Source organism: Brucella intermedia LMG 3301, assembly GCF_000182645.1.
Taxonomy (GTDB): domain Bacteria; phylum Pseudomonadota; class Alphaproteobacteria; order Rhizobiales; family Rhizobiaceae; genus Brucella; species Brucella intermedia.
In genome coordinates this window covers 291794-311447 of sequence record NZ_ACQA01000001.1, presented here as the reverse complement: position 1 = coordinate 311447, position 19654 = coordinate 291794, and the positions used below count along the sequence as shown (strand labels likewise).

The window sequence follows — 19654 nt, the reverse complement described above, 5'->3', positions numbered from 1 at the left end:
TGCAATTTGACCAACTAGTCAAGTTTTTGCGCAAGGCAAGAATATTGTGGCCAAAGAGCCGGGTCACGGGAACATATATTGGCGGGTGAATGTGGGCCAGAAATATAATGGCCCGGATTTGAACGCCCATACATAATGCGGAGGCAGAGCGCATGGTGCTCACCAGCAATCTTAGAGTCAATGGCGATCGTCTTTGGGACAGTCTGATGGACATGGCCCGGATCGGTCCCGGTGTGCGCGGTGGCAACAATCGCCAGACCCTGACCGATGAAGATGGCGAAGGCCGAAAGCTGTTTCAGAGCTGGTGCGAAAAATCCGGGCTTTCGATGGGCGTCGACACGATGGGGAACATGTTCTTCCTGCGTCCCGGCGAAGATGCCGATGCCGATCCCGTTTATATGGGCAGCCATCTGGACACACAGCCGACTGGCGGCAAGTTCGACGGCGTGCTGGGCGTGCTCGGCGGGCTCGAAGTCATGCGCACGCTCAACGATATGAACATCAAGACGAAACGGCCCATCGTCGTCGTCAACTGGACGAATGAGGAAGGCACGCGCTTTGCGCCCGCCATGCTCTCGTCCGGTGTTTTTGCCGGTGTGCACGAACAGGACTGGGCCTACCAGCGCACCGACGCCAAGGGCAAGAAATTCGGCGATGAGCTGGAGCGCATCGGCTGGAAAGGCGATGAACCGGTCGGCAGCCGCAAGATCCATGCGATGTTCGAGCTTCATATCGAACAGGGGCCGATCCTCGAAGCCGAACACAAGGATATCGGCGTCGTCACCCATGGCCAGGGGCTGTGGTGGCTGCAAGTAACATTGACCGGCAAGGAAGCGCATACCGGCTCCACGCCGATGAAGATGCGCAAGAATGCAAGCCTCGGCCTTGGCCGCATGCTGCAGCTCGTCAACGAGATCGCCATGTCGCACCAGCCGGACGCGGTGGGGGGCGTCGGCCATATCGACGTATCGCCCAATTCGCGCAATGTGCTCCCCGGCCAGATCGTTTTCACCGTCGATTTCCGCTCGCCCAACCAGGCCGTGCTGGACGACATGAAAGCGCGTTTTGAAAAGGAAGCGCCGGAGATCGCGGCGGAACTGGGCATCGGCATCGAGATCGAAGTGGCGGGGCATTTCGATCCCGTGACATTCGACAATGGCTGCGTGGAGGCTATCCGCAATGCGGCGGAACGGCTTGGCTACAGCCACCGCAATATCGTTTCGGGCGCAGGCCATGATGCCTGCTGGGTCAATCGCGTGGCACCGACCGCCATGGTCATGTGCCCTTGCGTCGATGGCCTCAGCCATAACGAAGACGAGGACATTTCGAAAGAATGGGCGTCGGCGGGAACCGACGTGCTTCTGCATGCAGTATTGGAGACCGCTGAAATTGTGAGTTGATTTCGGGCCTCTCCGATACTGCTACTGTTCGCAACAAAACCAAAAGGGGAACGACGAACAATGGCAAAGGTCATCAAAGGCGGAACCGTCATCACGGCTGACCGCACCTTTAAAGCCGATGTTCTCATCGAAGGCGAGAAGATCGTTGCCGTCGGCGACAATCTCTCCGGCGATGAAGTGATCGATGCATCCGGCTGCTATATCATGCCCGGCGGCATCGACCCGCACACCCATTTGCAGATGCCTTTCATGGGCACCTATTCCTCCGACGATTTCGATACCGGCACCGCAGCCGCGCTTGCGGGCGGCACCACGATGGTGGTCGATTTCGTCCTGCCCGGCTCGGAGGGCAATCTGCTGGAAGCGTTGCAGGAATGGTTCCAGAAAGCAGGCAAGGCGCGCACCGACTATTCGTTCCACATGGCCATCACCGGCTGGAACGAGCGAACCTTCAACGAAATGGCCGAAGTGGTGAAGCGCGGCATCAACACCTTCAAGCATTTCATGGCCTACAAGGGCGCGCTGATGGTGAACGATGACGAGATGTTCGCTTCTTTCCAGCGCTGCGCGGAACTTGGCGCCATGCCGCTCGTTCATGCCGAAAACGGCGACATTGTCGCGCAATTGCAGGCGAAGCTGATGGCCGAAGGCAATGACGGGCCGGAGGCGCATGCCTATTCCCGCCCGCCGGAAGTCGAAGGCGAAGCCACCAACCGCGCCATCATGATTGCCGATCAGGCAGGCGTGCCGCTCTATGTCGTGCATGTGTCCTGCGAACAAAGCCATGAGGCGATCCGCCGTGCGCGCCAGAAGGGAATGCGCGTTTTCGGCGAGCCCCTGATCCAGCATCTGACGCTCGATGAAAGCGAATATCACAACCGGGACTGGGACTATGCGGCCCGCCGCGTCATGTCGCCGCCGTTCCGTGACAAGGTCAATCAGGACAGTCTTTGGGCTGGCCTTGCGGCAGGAAGCCTGCAATGCGTTGCGACTGACCATTGCGCTTTCACCACCGAGCAGAAGCGCTACGGCATCGGCAATTTCACCAAGATTCCAAACGGGACGGGTGGGCTGGAAGAACGCATGCCGGTGCTGTGGTCGCGCGGCGTGCGTACCGGGCGCCTGACGCCAAACGAATTCGTGGCCGTCACATCGACCAACATCGCCAAGATATTGAACATCTATCCGCAGAAAGGCGCCGTGCTGCCGGGTGCGGATGCCGATCTTGTCATCTGGGACCCGGAGGCCACCCGGAAGGTTTCTGCAAAGACCCAGCACTCCTCCATCGATTACAACGTGTTCGAGGGCTTTGAACTCAAGGGCCTGCCGAAGATGACGCTTTCCCGCGGGCGGGTTGCTTTCGACAAGGGTAACGTCACGGCGGAACCCGGCGACGGACGCTTCATCGAGCGCGAGCCGAATGGCGCCGTCAATCGGGCGCTGTCGCAATGGAAGGAAATCGTTGCGCCGCGCAAGGTGGAGCGCAGCGCCGAACATATGCCGATAGGGGTCTGACACATGGCCATCGTCCAGCTTCGGGAACCGCGCATGAGTTTGAATGACAGCATGGCCCCGAAGGGGGGCGAGGCAAATGCGCAGACCGTGATCGACATCAAGGACCTGTCGCTCGTCTTCGAGACGAATGACGGGCCGGTCCATGCGCTGTCGAATATCGATCTCGCCGTCAGGCGCGGCGAGTTCGTTTCCTTCATCGGCCCTTCGGGATGCGGCAAGACGACGTTGATGCGTGTCGTCGCCGATCTCGAACAGCCGACCTCCGGGTCCGTGACCGTGAACGGGAAAACACCGGAACAGGCCCGCCTCGACCGGTCCTATGGTTATGTGTTTCAGGCGGCAGCCCTGTTTCCGTGGCGCACCATCGAAGACAATATCAGCCTGCCGCTGGAGATCATGGGCTTCTCCAGGGCCGAAAGGCGCGAGAGGATCGAAAAGAACCTCGCGCTCGTCAATCTCTCAGGCTTCGGCAAGAAATATCCGTGGCAGCTTTCCGGCGGCATGCAACAGCGCGCATCGATCGCACGCGCCCTCTCCTTCGATCCCGACATGCTGCTGATGGACGAGCCTTTCGGCGCGCTCGACGAAATCGTGCGCGATCACCTCAACGAACAGCTTCTCAAGCTATGGGCCGCGACGCGCAAGACCGTGATTTTCGTCACGCATTCGATTCCGGAAGCGGTGTTTCTCTCGACCAAGATCGTCGTCATGAGCCCGCGCCCGGGCCGAATACATGAAATCATCGATTGCGACCTTGGCCCCGACAGACCGCTGGAAATCAGGGAATCGGAAGCATTCCTGAAAATTGCCCACCGGGTCCGTGAAGGTCTGCGTCTGGGGCATATTCATGAGTGAGCGCGCGCCTCAACCGCATTGTGCCGGAGATCGCCCATGAAAGGTTTTCTGCGCGACAGATTCATTCCGGTGACGACCATACTCGCCGTGATCATTGCGCTCTGGTATGGGCTGGCGATTGTGCTCAATGCGCCGTTCGAACGGGATCAGGCTACCCGCGCGGGGGCGGAAATCACCTTCTCAACGCTCGTCGCCAATACGATGCATCAGGAGCGACCGGTCCTGCCCGCGCCGCATCAGGTGGCCGAGGAAATCTGGAAGACCGTCTTCGGGGTCAAGCCCAGCTCCAAGCGCAGCCTCGTCTATCACGGATGGGTGACATTATCCTCCACCTTGCTGGGTTTCGTGCTGGGGTCGGCGCTAGGCGTCCTCCTTGCTGTCGGCATTGTCCATTCCCGCACGCTCGACAAGAGCCTGATGCCGTGGATCATCACCTCACAGACGATCCCGATCCTCGCCATCGCGCCAATGATCATCGTGGTGCTGAATGCAGTCGGCATATCCGGCCTGCTGCCCAAAGCCATCATCTCGACCTATCTTTCCTTCTTCCCGGTGGCTGTCGGCATGGTGAAGGGGCTGAGATCGCCCGACGTGATGCATCTCGACCTTATGCGCACCTATAATGCATCGAGATCGCAGGTGTTCTGGAAGCTGCGCTGGCCTGCGGCCATGCCGTTTCTTTTCACGTCGATGCAGATCGCCGTCGCCATCAGCCTCGTCGGCGCCATCGTGGGTGAGTTGCCGACCGGCGCGGTTGCGGGACTGGGTGCGCGGCTGCTTGCAGGTTCTTATTACGGCCAGACCGTGCAGATATGGGCTGCCCTCGTTGCCGCTGCCCTGATGGCCGCCGTGCTGGTTGCGCTGATCGGCATCGCAGCGCAGCTCGTGAACCGGCGCATGGGCGCGAAGCCGGAAAGGGCAGCAGCATGATGACAGGCATTCTTTCCGTCATGGCGCTCATTGCCGGTTCCTGGCTGCTCGTGGGTTGGGTGGCAAGCCTGAAGACCCGCAATCCCGTAGGCCAGAAGATGCTGGATATCGCCGTGCCAGCGCTGTTCGGCATCGCGATGCTGCTGCTCTGGGAAGTAACGGTCCGGCTCTTTGCCATCCCGCAGGTTCTCCTGCCTGCACCTTCGGCTATCTGGGCGCGCATCGCCGCGTCCGTACCGATCCTCTGGGCGGATTTCAGGCAGACTTTCCTCAAGGCCGTCATCATCGGCTATGTCGCCGGGTGCGGCCTTGGTTTCATCACCGCCATCATCGCGGACCGGATTCCGTTCCTGCGCAAAGGGCTGCTTCCGCTCGGCAATCTGGCCGCAGCGCTTCCCATCGTCGGTGTCGCGCCGATCATGGTGATGTGGTTCGGTTTCGACTGGCAGTCAAAGGCAGCGGTCGTCATCATCATGACCTTCTTCCCGATGCTGGTGAACACGGTCGCGGGGCTTGCCAGTGCCGGGGCGATGGAACGGGACATGATGGAAACCTACGGCTCGAGCTACTGGCAGACATTGTTCAAGCTGCGCCTGCCCGCGGCCATGCCCTTCATATTCAACGCTCTCAAGATCAATTCCACCCTGGCGCTGATCGGCGCGATCGTGGCGGAATTTTTCGGCACCCCGATCGTCGGCATGGGCTTCCGCATCTCGGCGGAAATCGGGCGCATGAATGTGGACATGGTCTGGGCTGAAATCTTCGTCGCCGCGCTTGCCGGGTCGCTCTCTTACGGGCTGATCGCGCTGATCGAGCGCAGACTGACATTCTGGCACCCTTCATACAGGAGGACCTAAGCCCGAATATTTGGCATCTGCAAACATAAGGCAGACCAAAGCGCATTCAGAAAAGGGGAAACCGGTTTTCGGAATACGCCTGATAAAAAGAACCAGAGGAGAACGGAAATGAAAAAGGCAATTTCTTTATGCCTTGGGACTGCGGGGCTGGCGCTCGCTCTTATGAGCAGTTCGGCAATGGCTGCCGACAAGCTGACCTTGCAGCTCAAATGGGTGACGCAGGGGCAGTTCGCCGGCTACTATGTGGCCAAGGACAAGGGCTTCTACGAGGAAGAAAATCTCGACGTCGATATCAAGCCGGGCGGGCCGGACGTCGCTCCGCCGCAGGTGATTGCCGGCGGCGGCGCAGATGTCGTGGTCGACTGGATGCCTTCGGCGCTTGCGACCCGCGAAAAAGGCGTCCCGCTCGTCAACATCGCCCAGCCCTTCAAGAAGTCCGGCATGATGCTGACCTGCCGCAAGGACACCAACATCACCAAGCCGGAAGATTTTCGGGGCCGCACCCTTGGCGTCTGGTTTGGCGGGAATGAATATCCATTCCTGTCATGGATGAGCCATCTGAAAATCCCGACCGAGGGCGGCAAGGACGGCGTGACGGTGCTGAAGCAGGGCTTCAATGTTGACCCGCTGATCCAGAAGCAGGCCGACTGCATTTCCACCATGACCTATAATGAATACTGGCAGGTGATCGATGCGGGCATTCCAGCCGACCAGCTTGTCGTCTTCCCTTATGAAGAACAGGGTGTCGCGACACTGGAAGACGGGCTTTACGTGCTGGAAAAGAGCCTCGACGATCCGGCGATGGTCGACAAGCTGGCCCGCTTTGTCCGCGCCTCGATGAAGGGCTGGAAATATGCCTCCGAAAATCCGGGGGAAGCCGCCGATATCGTGCTCGACAATGATGCTTCCGGCGCGCAGACCAAAAAAGTCCAGGAGCGTATGGTCAAGGAAATCGGCAAGCTGGTCGATGGTTCCGATGGCACTCTCGACGTAGCGGCTGCCGACCGCACCGTGGAAACCCTGCTCGGCGGCGGTTCCGATCCGGTCATCACCAAGAAACCGGAAGGCGCGTGGACCGCGAAGATCACCGACGCCATGAAGAAGTGATCGCTCGCGTTCGGAGCGCCTTTCATTCTGATTGGATCATGCTCTGAAATGAGAAAAGAAAACCGGCCTTTAGGGCCGGTTTTCTGTTTTTGATTTGCGTTTTCGCAACCTGATCCCGCCGGCTTCCACCTTTGGGGACGTGCTCAAGCCTATTCCGCCGGTTCAGCCGCCCCGCCTCTTTGCGGCTTTCCCTTGAGCGCCTGGTTGAGTTCCCGTTCAAGCCGCGCTTCTTCCTCTGCCTTGGGCTGCGTGAAGCGTCCAAGCAGCAGATAGGCGACCGGCGTCACGTAGAGCGTCGCGATGGTTGCAAGACCAAGGCCGCCGACAATGACCCAGCCCAGAGCCACGCGGGCTTCCGCCCCGGCACCGCTCGCCAAAATCAGGGGCACGCCGCCCAGAACCGCGCAGATCATGGTCATGCAGACGGGACGGAGACGAATATTGGATGCTTCCTCGATTGCCTCGCGAACGCTCAAGCCCTTGTCACGCAACTGATCCGCAAACTCGACGATCAGGATACCGTTCTTGGCCATGATGCCGACCAGAAGCACAAGCCCGATCTGGCTATAGACGTTCAGGCTGGTGCCGGTAAGCAGCATAGCGAAAACGGCGCAGCCCAGCCCCAGCGGAACGGTGGCCATCACAATCAGGGCGCTGACAAAGCTTTCAAACTGTGCCGCCAGCACCAGAAGAATGATGATGATGGCAAAGCCGAACACCATGGCGAGCCCGCTCGACGTTTCGCTGAGTGTGGAAGCTTCGGCCAGCGGAATGATGTGGCTGCCCGGCGGCAACAGCGGCGCTGCGATCTCCTGCGCGGCCTTGTAGGCGTCGCCCAGGGCGAAATCGTCGCGCAGGTTTGTCGTGATCGAGACCGAACGCTGGCGCGTCTCGCGATCAAGCTGCGGTGGAACCGCCTTCTCGACAACCGAAGCGATGGACGACATAGGCACATAACGGCCGTCCGTCGTCTTCATGAAAATGTTTTCAAGATCGGTTGGATCGTTGATCGGATTTGTGGTGGCGACGAGTTTCACATCGAAACTGCGATCCCCGACATAGACCGATCCTATCTTGCGGCCGTCCAGCACGGATTGCACGGCATTGGCGAGCCCGGTGATGTCGATACCCAGATCCGAGGCCCGCTCGCGATTGATCTCGACGGACAATTGCGGCTGGGTCGGTTCCACGGAAAGGCGCGGCTGCACGAAGCGCGGGTCCTTTTCAAGCGCTGCGACAACCGCCTGCGCTGCAGGCTGCAGCTTGGCATAGTCGCTGCCCACAATGGCGAACTGCAAGCCGTTGCCCGCACCGCGAATACCAAGGCTGTTGGGCTGGGTGGTGAATATGCGCACCGCCGTTATGCCTTTGATGCGCTGGGTAATGTCAGCCATGATCTCCTGCTGGCTGCGCGCGCGTTCCTTCCACGGTGCCAGCGTCAGGACGACGAAGCCGTTATTGGCCGATCCGCCGGAACCAGCAATGGCATAGGTGGTGGTGATTTCACCACTGTCGCGCAGCGGCTGGATCGCTTCCTCGATCCGGTCGAGTTGCGACTGAAGGAACTCCACGCTGATGCCTTGCGGCCCGTTGATGCGCAGCAACGCGACGGCACGATCTTCCGACGGTGTCAGTTCCTGACGGATCAGGCCATAGCCGACAAAGGATGCACCTGCGAAAAGCAGGGCGACGAGCACAACCACGAACGGCGCCGACAGGCAGAGATGCAGCGTCTTCTTGTAAAACGCAGCAAGTCCACCACCGATCCGGCGCAGGAAAAGCGGGCCATGACCGCCATCCTCGCCATTGCCTTCTTTGAGAAAGCGGGAGGCGAGCATCGGGCAAAGCGTCAGCGCCACCACGGAAGACAGAAGCACCGCAATCGCCAGAACGAAGCCGAATTCGCGGAACAGACCGCCCGCCTGCCCCGGCAGGAATGAGATCGGCACGAAGACCGCCGCCAGCGTGAGCGTGGTGGCGATGACGGCAAAGAAGACTTCCTGCGTGCCGAGCACGGCAGCGGCGCGTGGCCCCATGCCCTGATTGCGCCGCCGGACCACATTTTCCAGCACCACGATGGCGTCATCGACCACGAGACCCGTCGCCAGCACCAGCGCCAGCAGGGTGAGGATATTGACGGAGAACCCTGCCAGATAGATGGCCGCGATCGTGCCTATGAGGGCGACGGGCATGGACAACGCCGGAATGAGCGTCGCGCGTATATCCCACAGGAACATGAAGATAATTGCCACGACGATGATCACCGACGCGATCAGCGCGATTTCCACCTCATGGATAGCGCCATTGATGAAGTTCGCGTCGTCACTGGTGACGGCAATATTGACGCCCGCAGGCAAGGTCTTCTGCAGATTGGCGACCGCTGCGCGAATGCCTTCCGAAATGTCGAGCGTATTCGACTGCGCCTGACGGACGATGCCGAGACCGATTGCCGTCTTGCCGTTGGAGCGAACGGCGGAACTTTCGATATCGGGTCCCAGCGTGACGGTCGCGACATCGCGAATCTGCGTGCGTCCGCTGATATAGACGTTTTCGAAATCTTCCGGCTTTTCCAGATTGGCCGTGGCGCGAACCACAATGGACTGATCGGCGCTGCGCAGCGAACCGGCAGGGGCGTCCAGCCCCATGGAGGAAAGCGCCTTGGTTATATCGGCAATGGTCAGGCCATAGCTTGCAAGGCGCGCCTGATTGATATCGATGCGGAAGATCTTGTCGCGGTCACCGTTGATCTGGACGTCGGCAACGCCTGGAACGGCGGACAGGATATCCTGTATCTGGTCTTCGACCAGCACCGTCATGTCGTCGACGGACATGGTGTCGGACGTAACCGCCAGACGCATCACCGCATCGGCATTGGAGTCCGCCTTGATGATGCGGGACGGGTCCGCCTCTTCCGGCACGTCATTGGCAACGCGGGAGATCGCATCCCGCATGTCGGCGGCGGCGACATTGAGGTCCACGCCGTCATTGAACTCCACCGTGACGCGGCTTCGCTCAAAAGACGATGTGGAGGAAATGGATTTCACGCCGGAGACGCGCGCCACCGCGTTTTCAAGGACCTGCGTCAACTGGCGGTCGATGGTTTCAGCGGACGCGCCCTTGAAATCCGTGCTGATCGTCACGACGGGCCGGTCGACGTCCGGCAGTTCGCGGATATCGACGCCCGTGAAAGCCGCCAGACCCGCAACAACGATCAGAACATTGATAACGAATGCAAAGACGGGACGGCGGATGAACAGCGCCGTCGATCCGCCTTTGTCGGATGAGGAATTGTGACCGGTCACGTTGTCGTCCTCATCCTGCGGTCCGCTTTGCCGAGGCCGGGTCCGCCAGTGCCGTACCCTGCTCGTCCTTCACGCGTACGGGCGCGTCGTCCCGCACGGTCTGGACGCCCTGCGTGACGATCAGGTCGCCCTGCTTCACCGGACCGTCGATGAGGATATTTGTTGAATTGCGCTGAACGATACGCGCGTCGATCTTGCGGGCTACGCCGTCCTCGACGCGCCAGACATAGGAACCGTCGGCGCCCCACTGGATGGCCAGCGGATCGACCGAGGGATAGCGGTCGCCCGGGAAAAGAATGGTGACGGAAAACGACATGCCGGCGCGCAAGCGATCCTGCGTGTTGGGGACTTCTGCGCGGACGTGCAGCGTGCGGCTGGCTTCATCCAGCATGTTGTCCACGGCATTGATTTCACCGCTATAGGTCTCGCCGGGAAAAGCGGTCGATTCCGCCGTCAAGGGCTGGCCGACCTTGATCTGCGGTGCGAACCGTTCCGGCACCCAGATATCGATCAGCACTTTCGACCGGTCATCGATGCGGCCGATGGACGTCTGTGCGGTGATGTAATTGCCCACATTGACGGGCAGGATGCCGACGATGCCGGAAATCGGCGCACGGACCGTGCGGCGGCTCAGGGCGAGCTGCGCGTCCTGCAAGGCAAGCTGCGCATTGGCGACCGCCAGTTCCGTTTCGACCACCTGAACTTCCGTTGCCGTGTTCGTCGCCCGCAATTTTGCGATGCGCTGGCGGGTCGTCTGCGCATCCTTCAATGCGGTTTCCGCCTTGGCGACGGCGATCTTCTCCGTCTCGGCATCAAGTTCTGCGACCGGATCGCCTTCCTTCACCATGTCGCCAGCCTTGACGTAAAGCTTCGTCATGTAGCCGCTGGAATATGGGGTTATCGAAACGGTGCTGAGAGCCCGCGCCGAGCCGATAGCCGTCAACCGGTTGTTGATGGTCTCTTCGCCCGCCGCTTCCACGACGACCAGCGGCGCAGACCGTCCGCCCCCGTTTCTGGGCGCTTCGCCCGTTGCGGCGGCCTTCACCACATCGGACTTGTTCTTATATGCATACCAGCCACCGACGGCGGCCGCGGCGATGAGCAGGCACAAGGCAATCTGCTTCCAGGATTTCATTCAGCTCTCCGGCGAGGTGTACCGTCGCCCTGACGGACCTCGTATTCGAAACCATTATGTCGGGCGCGGAAAATGCCAGCAAATAGTATCAGAATGATGATTGCCTTCACATTGCGCAAATCACGCATTCCCCGGGCAGGACCAGAAGAAATACGGATTTTTCCGGCTACGATTTTGCATAGAGGCCTCGCACCGTCGAGTTAAATTTCGGTAATGCTGCGCATGAAGAGCGCGGAACCGGGGGCGTTTTTAACCGATTGAACAAAGGCTGTTGGATTTATCGGCCGGCTCCATATATAGGAGGCTACCTTTATGAATTGCGTTTCGACGGCAGACCGGTTTAGGCACCGCGGCAATTGGGCCGGTTCGCCTTGAATTGGAAGCAGGCTATGGCGGTTGTTGAAAAGACCACGGAAACGGGCGCGCTTTCCCCCGAAGCGGCCTCTCGGACTGCGACCGTCGAGCGGCTCTCTCCAACCCAGTTTACAAGACTGCCCTGGCGCAACCGGCTTTCAAGCAAGCTCCTGCTGCTGACCGCGCTCGCAGTGCTGATCACCGAAGTTCTGATCTTCGTCCCGTCCGTGGCCAATATGCGTGTGCGCTGGATGAGTTCCCGGCTCGATACGGTCGGCGCCGTCAGCGAAGTGCTGGCAGCCAGCGGCAACATGGATGTGCCGCGCGAAATCCAGGACAAGGTGCTTCTGGCCACCGGCACCAAGGCGATCGCCATGCGTGAAGCCGGGGCGTCGCGCCTGCTCGCCATGTCGGAGGTTCCCGGCAAGATCGATCAGGTCATCGATCTGAACAATATCAGCGAAGCGGCTGCCATTTGGGATGCATTCGGCACCTTGTTCAATGGCGGGGAGAGAACGCTGCGAATTTTCGGCTCGGTTTCATCCTCCGGTTCGCCGGACCGTGTCATCGAAATTGTCACCTCCGATGCGCCGCTTCGCCACGCCATGCTCGTCTATGCGCGCAACGTCACTTTCATATCCCTCATCATTTCCGTGATAGCGGCAAGCCTGATCTACCTGATCATCCATGAAATGCTGTTGCGGCCGGTGCGCATCATGCATCGCAACATGATCGACTTCGCATCGTCTCCCGACAATCCCGCGCTCATTCTCGTTCCGGAAAATCGCAAGGACGAATTTGGCATCGCCCAGCGCCAGATATCCCATATTCAAAGTGACCTCCAGCGAACGCTGAAGGAACAGAAGCACCTGGCCGATCTCGGCCTCGCCGTTTCCAAGATCAACCACGACATGCGCAATATCCTGGCTTCGGCGCAGCTGATGTCGGACCGGCTTGCCGATACCGAAGACCCGATGGTGCAGCGGTTCGCCCCCAAGCTCATTCGCACGCTCAGCCGTGCGATCAGCTATTCCGAAAGCGTGATGGCCTATGGCCGCTCGCAGGAAGCGCCGCCACGCCCGCGCCGCGTCCTGCTGCACACCATCATCGCAGACGTGCAGGAAACCTTGAGTCCCAGCTCCGAAAGCAGCATCGAGTTCGAGAATCTCGTTCCGGAAGATTTTGAGCTGAATGTCGATTCGGAGCAGTTGTTCCGGGTCCTGAGCAATCTCTGCCGAAATTCCGTTCAGGCCATGGAGCGTGACCAGACGACTGATGTCGCGACGGTCAAGCGACTAACGATTTCGGCGGGGAGAATCGGGACGACGACGATCATCGGCGTCGAGGACACCGGCCCCGGCCTGCCGCAAAAGGCGCGCGACAATCTTTTCACGGCCTTCCGGGGCTCGACGCGCAGCGACGGCACCGGCCTCGGGCTTGCCATTGCGCAGGAACTGGTTCGCGCGCATGGGGGCACAATCGAGCTTCGCGAGGACCGCCCGGTTGGCGCGCATTTCGAGATTCGCATCCCTGATTTGCAGATGCGCCGCGAAGACCGCAGCAACCAGCGCACCGAAGAGAACGCCTAGACAATCTGCCGTTGCACCGGCTCCGGCCGAAAAGCCCGGAAATGCGAGACCTGACAAGAAATCTTCACAGAACCACATTTTTTTCTAAGAAGACGCTTGCATTTAGCGATTTGTCCGATTATCAACCGCCCATCGCCGCAGCGAGCGGCACACAGGCAAGCACCCGTAGCTCAGCTGGATAGAGCACCAGACTACGAATCTGGGGGTCAGAGGTTCGAATCCTTTCGGGTGCGCCATTCTCTTCCTAGTTGTCAATTGACACTTGATTTAGCCTTTTGGACAGAGATTAGCCAATTGATCTCGTGAGAGAACGGTCCAAAGTGTCGAGCGATATTGAATAAAGTTGCCTTATAATGTGAGTGCGGACTTTTCGATTCCTACTGGGGGCCCAAACAGAGCTCGCAGCCGGGTCCTAAAGTTTCGCCAAGCGCATGTAGCTTCGCCCTTTCGTTTAACCCGAGTACTTCCGTCGTCGCACGAATCTTACTGATCATCTTGTTCCGCCAAATGACGATTTGGGGCGGGAACGGAATGTCGGCTGAACCGCGCCGGGTTTGCCGGAGGCGGTTTGGTTGAAGTTATGCGGCCATGGCTGGCGCGTTCAGCATGGCATAGTAACGTTCTTCGGCTTCGGCAGGCGGAGGATGCTCGGCCTCGTGCTCCCAAACCATATGGATGGTCCGGTCACGGACTTCAGGTGAAAATTTGTTAGTCGTCTTGCTCATATCGACTCCACTTTCTCGCGAGTTGGAGCCTCCGGCAAACCCGGTGCGGTTCACTAACGCCATCGGCCGACCGCTTACGAAGTTATTCGCTATGCCTGCTTTATACATAGGAAAGTAATCGGGCGATATATGCCTTGCGAGCCCCGGATCGACTCAGTTTACCGGAAGATGTAAAAGGCAGGCTGCCAGCACGGACCAGTTCTACGTGAGGTGTTACGCCAATACTGGAATTGACCGCGGCGGCAGTCCGCAGTTTTAACGCGTCGGTGTCTTCACGGTGAATTTCCCCGCACTCTACTAAAACGACAACGACCTCTGAGTTGTCCTCATCCACAGCAAAAGCGGCCGCATGCGCATTTTGCAGTTCTGAAACTGCTTTTACGGCCCGTTCAACATCTTGCGGCCAGATGTTGCGGCCGTTGACTACGATCATTTCCTTGAAACGACCGGTGACAACCAGTTCACCGTCCCGAATGAATCCTGCATCGCCAGTATCAAAAAAATTGGCATCTACAATTCTTTTCATCGGCTGAAGTGACTCGTCGCAATAGCCCGACATAAGGCTGGGACCCCGGATGCAAATGTGACCAATCCGATGCTCTGGCACGGGGGACCCGTTGGTATCGCAAACTATAATCTGGTGACCGTTCAAAGGCCTGCCGCATATAGCCAACGAACGAACATCCGGTTTTCCTAGTTGACTGTACACAACATGATTTTCCTCCAGTCTTTTACGATGGACTGTCACTTCACCCAGACCGTGACGAAAACTGACGAGAAGCGTGGATTCTGCAAGCCCGTAACTCGGCGTGAACGATTTCGCTTGGAAGCCAAACCTCGCAGTTGCGTGGGCGAAATCGTATAGTTCCTGAACATTAATCATATCTCCTCCGACACCTGAAATCCGAAGAGAAGAGAGGTCGATATCGCAGTCCGACGACTTGAGACGTTTTGCAGCAAGCTTGTAGCCGAATACCGGGGCGTAGGTGATTGTGGACCTATTTTGCGACACGAGTTGCAACCATAGTACTGGGCGTCTGGCAAATGTTGTGGGCGCAATATAGTCCACGGTCGTTTGAGAAAATAACGGCGCGATCGAAAAGCCGACCAGACCCATATCATGATAAAATGGGAGCCATGAGAAGGCCCGGTCGTCGGAAGTGATTTCTATACACTCACGCAATATCCCTTTAACATTATGACACACTGCTTCCTGTGAAATGCGGATGCCTTTTGGCTCCGCTGTTGAGCCAGATGAGAATTGGATATAGGCTGGTTCATCCAGCCCAAGCGGCTCCGGCGGTATGTCTCCTTGAACGGCATCCAATTGCCTGTAATGGACCGTTTGTACGCCAGTCATTTGTAGGAGATCTGTTGATAGCTCCTTCAACGCATCGGGCAGACAGACCAGCTTTGCATTTCCCCCGCGTATAAACGCAGCCAGCTTGTTGACATAGCTTGTCTTGCCGCCGGGATAGATTGCATAAGGCAAGGGGCAGGCGACAAGTCCCGCATATTGGCAACCATAGAACAGGTATAAAAATTCTGCCGCAGTCTCGCCGATAATTGCGACTGCATCCCCTCTATTCAAGCCAGACGATCGAAGCTTAGCCCCGGTCGAGATTGCTCGCTCTCGTAGATCGCGATATGTCAGAGTGGCGGTAAGATCGCCGCGTTGATCATAAAAGCAAACACCTGTCTCGCCGCTTGCGGCATAATCCAAGGCTTGCGTGATAGAGGAGAATTCTGCAACACGCTGCGATAGATGGTGGTTTTGGGTAGGGAGAGAGGTCAGCTTCACGTGCTAATCCGCATATTGTAATTTGCTCCACCTTATTTACGGGGTGTATTTCTGTACCGCGTCGCAATAAACAGCAAGCTTTTGAAACGTTCGATTTGATGGAATTATTGGCATGAAAAACCAGTGAACTTATCATCCGTGTCGGTTCTTCTAATCGCATTCAAGCTGGACGTTACCACATCTGATCATTTCGAATTCAACGCTCTGCCAGCCTAGTCCTCTACAATCTTTTGTGCTTCAACTAACGAGAATCCGCTTTCATCGGTCGGTTTGGGAACTCGTGTCTTTTTGTTGTTCCACTTTTGAAAGCCGCTTTTTCAAGGCCCTGTTTATGTTTTTGTAGCTGTCGCTGCCAAGGACAAGTCGTAACGGTGGGTCCTCTTGCTGGCTAAGATCAAGAATAGCTTCTGCCACTTTCCTTGGGTCGCCGATCATGGGAAATCGTCCCATGGAGAGCAGCTTGAAATAAGTGCCTACGGCACTGCTTCGATAGTCTTCGCTCTGGGGTTCCACAACGACAGCGTTATTGTCGAACTCTGTCTGGATACGGCCAGGCTCAATGAGTGTCACTGCAATGCCAAGGCCTTTCACCTCCATTGAAAGTGCTTCGAAGAACCCTTCCAATCCCCACTTGCTGGCGTGGTAGATAGCAGCGGCAGGATAGGCCATCTGACCACCTTCGCTGGACAGTTGAAGAAAGCGACCCGTCTTCAGCTCTCTAAAATGCGGCAGAATTGCTTTTGCTAAGAAAATAGGTGCGACGAGATTTACGTTGATCTGCTTTGTGATGGCATGTTCGCCGAGTTCTTCAGCCGCACCAACTAGAGCGTAGCCTGCAGTGCTCAAGGCAGTGTCAATCCGACCCATAGAGTTGATCGCTGATTGGACGCACCCTGCGACTTTAGATGTCTCAGAGAGGTCAAGCTGAAGGAGCGCCAGCGCTTTTGGATATTCCTGGTGTAATGCGTTGATTTTTTGTGGATTGCGGACAATTGCCGCCACTTTGGCACCGTGTTGCAGCAGCAGCTTCGTAACCTCCAGCCCGATGCCGCTACTCGCACCAGTGATCAGCCATCTCTGCCCTTTGAATATCGTTCCCTCCACCATCAATTCAGCTCCACAACACGCACTGGCTGTCCGCCATCGCGCAGCATCTGCGATTTCCAGAAATAGCTTGGGGGCTTGTTGGAAGTGAGTTCAAATCGAGCGCAGTTCAAAAATACGCTGAGGAAGGTCATCAGCTCCAGCAACGCAAATTGTTTACCCCCGCAAATACGAGGTCCGATGCTGAAAGCCATGGTTTCGCCCGTGACTTTCTTGGCAGAAAGATCGTCCATATCCAAGGTCCAGGGATCCGCTCGAAAGCGTCGGTCCAGTTGAACGCCAATGAACGACACCATGATGTTCTGTCCGGGACTCACGTGCGTCGTTCCCAGTTTATCGGTATCAATGGCATAGCGTGCAACAATGGGGGTCGGCGGATAAAGCCGCAAGGCTTCAGAAATGAACCGCGACAGGGGCTTCAATTTCGAGAGAGTTTGCCAATCTGTATGATCGCCGTGCCAGAAAGCGCGCGCCGCTGCGCGGAGAGCCTCCTGAACTTCGGGATATAGGGCAAGTAAATAGCATGCCCAACCCATAGTCGCAGCAGACGTTTCTGCTCCAGCTGCCATAAAGGTCATCAACTCATGCTCGAGCACCACGCGGTCCTTCCCGCGCCGATCCGCTTCAAGCAAACCTTCCAAGAGGGGTGCACGAGGCACGTCAGACGACCGAAAATAGCCGAGCTGGCGCAATATCTCGCGGCGCAAAGCGGGCAGCCCCCCCAATCTGTCTCGATAAAGCGTGCTCGTCTTGCCTTCTGGTACGAAGGAATAATCAGAACCAATGGCCATCAGTTCTGCCAGAACCGCCAAATCGATGCCTGTGTCGTCAAGCTTGATGCCGAAAAAATTATCGATGAGGACACTCGCGGTCATCCGTCGCAAGGCGCTCTCATCAATGCTAGCTTCATTCTGGCTGTGGACCACCAGTTCCTGAATTGCTTTTTCCGCATAGTCGGTTGAAAGCCTGAAGGTGTTTTCACGATCGAAGCGGTTGAAATAGCTCTGTGTCAGTTGACGACGGATTTCCCAAGCGTATCCATCTTCCGAAAAACGCGAAGCGCCTAGTGCCTGGCGAAACCACGCCATGTTCTTGCGATAATTGTTGGCGTTTAGCCTCAAGATGTGGTCGGCATCCTCTAGTCGTTGAACAATCAAGACATTTACGCCGTTAAATTCGGTGGTGATATTCTCTCCGTTCCGCTCACGAGCCAGCTCATAGAGATAGCCGCATATCTGAGAGGACAGGCTCATGCTTTTTCTTTGCGTAGCAATTCGGCCAAATCAGCTACAGACTGCATCTCCAGCAGAGCTATAGGATCGACTTGGCGACCGATGTGCTTTTCGATTTCGAGAACAATTAGCTCGAAAGTCAAACTATCGAGTTCGCCCAGTGATCCGATATCCGCACTATCGGGAATTGTCTCAGCGGGTATGAACAAGCATCCAGCCAGAATGTTCTTTGCCTCAACGACCAAGTTATCTTCATGCGATAGCTGCTGCGTTTGACCGGTCATACTGTTGATGTCCCATTCGTTTTCCGAGGAATGAAGGCGCGTGTCGATGGTGCGTTTTTGAATGAAGCAAAGACCAGAAGGTCCAGGCGTTCACCATTCGGCGCCAGACATTCCTGCTTCAAGTGAGCCTCTAGTACAAATCGTGAGTTGTTTTTGAAATTAAACAGCATTGCGTAGTTGCGCGCCAGAATACGCGCAGTGAATTTTTCTATGTCTCGTTCGGCATAAAAATGATCGAGAATATCGTCGATTGTGGCCCATAATGTCTGCTTGCCACGTTGTTTTTGATCGCCGATACCGGTGGTCAGGCTACCTATCTTGTGGTTGCGATTGACGTCGATGGTGTAAAAGCCCACCAGGTTATCGTCGTCGTGGTCGAAAATACCCAGAATGTAGTTATGGAAATTATCAAACCTGACAATAAAATTTCTGAAGCTCGCTAGCGTGAAATTAAGTTCATTGAGGTTCAGTCCGCGCAGCATATCTCTGCGATTGAACCAGGAGACGAGATCTTCGGTGACATCTGAATCCCGAAGACTACGAACGTAATAATCTCCGCTCTCAATATAGATCTCTGGACGGATAGAATTGGAACTATGAAATACCTCATCTTCCTTCGGTAGCGGGATGACAATTGCTTGGGGAGGAATAGTGATCGTAACCATGTTTAGCTCACCGTTGTGTCGGCGGGTGAAACAGGACGATGGAGATAATTCAACCAGTTATGTTGAGTGGCAATAACAAGGGTGGCCAGATCCAGCCAACCCCTTACAAACCAGGCATCGACCGTGTCTTTCGGTAAAGCTCTGTACGCTGGCTCATTGATCATATAGAACCGGCGTTGCTTGGAATCTTTGGGTCTGATTTCGTTGAACTCCAGTGCGCTCGGTGTCAGAAGGCCGGCTGTTTTCAACGCGAGGGCAAAAGACGCTGCCCGCCTGCGACCGTCGTAAACCTGTGCTGCAGAAGAGGCGATCCGATGCAATGTTTCGGTCGGCGTGCCAGCACCATCGAATAATGCCGCGGCACTCCTGTTTTCACTCAAGGGGACGACCCGTCCGCTCTTCTCGTCGAAGACGAGCACCCCTGCATCGCGATCTGGAAGTTTCTCCAGAATGAACGGATAGAGTTGCAAGATACTGGGCAAGTAAGGCGCAACATCGGTCGGGTGTTTGCCATAAATTGCACCATCTTTGCTGATCGGAGCTGTGATGGCAACCGGAAAGACGTCTTCATCATTAAAAAACAAGATCGGATAACAACTGGCAATTTTGAAGAATTCGAACGAGGCAATAGGGACGAAGAGAGGTAACTGGATAGTATTGCTTCCTGATTCTGGCACATAACCAAAAGTCCGGTGTGCCTCTGCAGACAAAACAACCGGCGCTTTGAATACTATCGAATCCCCCGACCTCACTGTGCGTTCAGGCTCCAAATTCGACATGATACGATCGCTAGGGCAAT

At 56.9% G+C, this 19654-nt stretch carries 16 protein-coding genes and 1 tRNA gene; 8 read left to right on the top strand and 9 right to left on the bottom strand.

The window, feature by feature from the left end:
• Positions 1–152: 152 nt before the first annotated feature.
• The 6 genes from OINT_RS01405 (at position 153) to OINT_RS01380 (ending at position 6664) form a co-directional block, all read left to right on the top strand.
• The gene (locus OINT_RS01405) at positions 153–1400 is read left to right on the top strand and encodes a Zn-dependent hydrolase (RefSeq protein ID WP_006465995.1); all 1248 of its coding nucleotides are present in this window, start codon (positions 153–155) and stop codon (positions 1398–1400) included.
• Between the two features lie 60 nt (positions 1401–1460).
• Positions 1461–2915, top strand: a complete 1455-nt coding sequence (hydA, locus tag OINT_RS01400; protein ID WP_006465994.1) for a dihydropyrimidinase — start codon at positions 1461–1463, stop codon at positions 2913–2915.
• Positions 2916–2966: 51 nt separating this feature from the next.
• Complete coding sequence (locus OINT_RS01395; RefSeq protein ID WP_036564903.1) at positions 2967–3770, top strand: ABC transporter ATP-binding protein; 804 nt, start codon at positions 2967–2969, stop codon at positions 3768–3770.
• 36 nt (positions 3771–3806) lie between these two features.
• Positions 3807–4700 (top strand): ABC transporter permease, encoded by an 894-nt coding sequence (locus tag OINT_RS01390; RefSeq protein WP_006471085.1) that lies wholly within the window; start codon positions 3807–3809, stop codon positions 4698–4700.
• Entirely contained in the window at positions 4697–5557 is an 861-nt protein-coding gene (locus OINT_RS01385) for an ABC transporter permease (protein WP_006465988.1), read from the top strand. The genes OINT_RS01390 and OINT_RS01385 overlap by 4 nt, the downstream gene beginning before the upstream one ends.
• Positions 5558–5665: 108 nt before the next feature.
• On the top strand, positions 5666–6664 hold the full coding sequence (locus OINT_RS01380) for an ABC transporter substrate-binding protein (protein ID WP_006465987.1): 999 nt from the start codon (positions 5666–5668) through the stop codon (positions 6662–6664).
• Positions 6665–6813: 149 nt separating this feature from the next.
• Here OINT_RS01380 and OINT_RS01375 read toward each other — a convergent pair whose 3' ends face one another.
• Together OINT_RS01375 and OINT_RS01370 are read right to left on the bottom strand one after the other, a co-directional pair.
• Positions 6814–9966 carry an efflux RND transporter permease subunit gene (locus tag OINT_RS01375; RefSeq protein ID WP_006465986.1) on the bottom strand — a complete coding sequence of 1051 codons (3153 nt, stop codon included), beginning with the start codon at positions 9964–9966 and terminating at the stop codon, positions 6814–6816.
• Between the two features lie 10 nt (positions 9967–9976).
• A complete protein-coding gene (locus tag OINT_RS01370) occupies positions 9977–11101 on the bottom strand; it encodes an efflux RND transporter periplasmic adaptor subunit (RefSeq protein ID WP_006465985.1) in 1125 nt (374 codons plus the stop codon).
• A 389-nt stretch (positions 11102–11490) separates the two neighbouring features.
• On the opposite strand from OINT_RS01370, the gene OINT_RS01365 reads away from it, so the two are divergent.
• Both OINT_RS01365 and OINT_RS01360 read left to right on the top strand, forming a co-directional pair.
• Positions 11491–13044: a sensor histidine kinase gene (locus OINT_RS01365; protein ID WP_006471092.1), complete on the top strand. Its 1554-nt coding sequence runs from the start codon at positions 11491–11493 to the stop codon at positions 13042–13044.
• Positions 13045–13203: 159 nt separating this feature from the next.
• Positions 13204–13280: transfer RNA gene (locus tag OINT_RS01360), tRNA-Arg, on the top strand.
• A gap of 342 nt (positions 13281–13622) precedes the next feature.
• Here OINT_RS01360 and OINT_RS23735 read toward each other — a convergent pair.
• The 7 genes from OINT_RS23735 to OINT_RS01330 all read right to left on the bottom strand — a co-directional run bounded on the left by OINT_RS23735 (position 13623) and on the right by OINT_RS01330 (position 19634).
• On the bottom strand, positions 13623–13769 hold the full coding sequence (locus tag OINT_RS23735) for a hypothetical protein (RefSeq protein ID WP_006471093.1): 147 nt from the start codon (positions 13767–13769) through the stop codon (positions 13623–13625).
• Positions 13770–13869: 100 nt separating this feature from the next.
• On the bottom strand, positions 13870–15570 hold the full coding sequence (locus OINT_RS01355) for a fatty acyl-AMP ligase (RefSeq protein ID WP_006471094.1): 1701 nt from the start codon (positions 15568–15570) through the stop codon (positions 13870–13872).
• 258 nt (positions 15571–15828) lie between these two features.
• Positions 15829–16677 (bottom strand): SDR family oxidoreductase, encoded by an 849-nt coding sequence (locus OINT_RS01350; RefSeq protein WP_006471095.1) that lies wholly within the window; start codon positions 16675–16677, stop codon positions 15829–15831.
• Complete coding sequence (locus OINT_RS01345) at positions 16677–17927, bottom strand: cytochrome P450 (RefSeq protein ID WP_039852255.1); 1251 nt, start codon at positions 17925–17927, stop codon at positions 16677–16679. The genes OINT_RS01350 and OINT_RS01345 overlap by 1 nt, the downstream gene beginning before the upstream one ends.
• Positions 17924–18190: an acyl carrier protein gene (locus tag OINT_RS01340; protein WP_006471098.1), complete on the bottom strand. Its 267-nt coding sequence runs from the start codon at positions 18188–18190 to the stop codon at positions 17924–17926. The genes OINT_RS01345 and OINT_RS01340 overlap by 4 nt, the downstream gene beginning before the upstream one ends.
• Complete coding sequence (locus OINT_RS01335; protein WP_006471099.1) at positions 18187–18855, bottom strand: GNAT family N-acetyltransferase; 669 nt, start codon at positions 18853–18855, stop codon at positions 18187–18189. The genes OINT_RS01340 and OINT_RS01335 overlap by 4 nt, the downstream gene beginning before the upstream one ends.
• Positions 18856–18857: 2 nt before the next feature.
• A complete protein-coding gene (locus tag OINT_RS01330) occupies positions 18858–19634 on the bottom strand; it encodes a SapC family protein (RefSeq protein ID WP_006471100.1) in 777 nt (258 codons plus the stop codon).
• Positions 19635–19654: the final 20 nt, after the last annotated feature.

What these genes read in the sequence shown, in the direction of transcription:
- OINT_RS01365 (WP_006471092.1), top strand. Translation starts at nt 11,491, where the DNA reads ATGGCGGTTGTTGAAAAGACCACGGAAACGGGCGCGCTTTCCCCCGAA.
- hydA (WP_006465994.1), top strand. Translation starts at nt 1,461, where the DNA reads ATGGCAAAGGTCATCAAAGGCGGAACCGTCATCACGGCTGACCGCACC.
- OINT_RS01350 (WP_006471095.1), bottom strand. Translation starts at nt 16,677, where the DNA reads ATGGTGGAGGGAACGATATTCAAAGGGCAGAGATGGCTGATCACTGGT.
- OINT_RS01345 (WP_039852255.1), bottom strand. Translation starts at nt 17,927, where the DNA reads ATGAGCCTGTCCTCTCAGATATGCGGCTATCTCTATGAGCTGGCTCGT.
- OINT_RS23735 (WP_006471093.1), bottom strand. Translation starts at nt 13,769, where the DNA reads ATGAGCAAGACGACTAACAAATTTTCACCTGAAGTCCGTGACCGGACC.
- OINT_RS01370 (WP_006465985.1), bottom strand. Translation starts at nt 11,101, where the DNA reads ATGAAATCCTGGAAGCAGATTGCCTTGTGCCTGCTCATCGCCGCGGCC.
- OINT_RS01340 (WP_006471098.1), bottom strand. Translation starts at nt 18,190, where the DNA reads ATGACCGGTCAAACGCAGCAGCTATCGCATGAAGATAACTTGGTCGTT.
- OINT_RS01395 (WP_036564903.1), top strand. Translation starts at nt 2,967, where the DNA reads ATGGCCCCGAAGGGGGGCGAGGCAAATGCGCAGACCGTGATCGACATC.
- OINT_RS01405 (WP_006465995.1), top strand. Translation starts at nt 153, where the DNA reads ATGGTGCTCACCAGCAATCTTAGAGTCAATGGCGATCGTCTTTGGGAC.
- OINT_RS01335 (WP_006471099.1), bottom strand. Translation starts at nt 18,855, where the DNA reads ATGGTTACGATCACTATTCCTCCCCAAGCAATTGTCATCCCGCTACCG.
- OINT_RS01385 (WP_006465988.1), top strand. Translation starts at nt 4,697, where the DNA reads ATGATGACAGGCATTCTTTCCGTCATGGCGCTCATTGCCGGTTCCTGG.
- OINT_RS01390 (WP_006471085.1), top strand. Translation starts at nt 3,807, where the DNA reads ATGAAAGGTTTTCTGCGCGACAGATTCATTCCGGTGACGACCATACTC.
- OINT_RS01330 (WP_006471100.1), bottom strand. Translation starts at nt 19,634, where the DNA reads ATGTCGAATTTGGAGCCTGAACGCACAGTGAGGTCGGGGGATTCGATA.
- OINT_RS01380 (WP_006465987.1), top strand. Translation starts at nt 5,666, where the DNA reads ATGAAAAAGGCAATTTCTTTATGCCTTGGGACTGCGGGGCTGGCGCTC.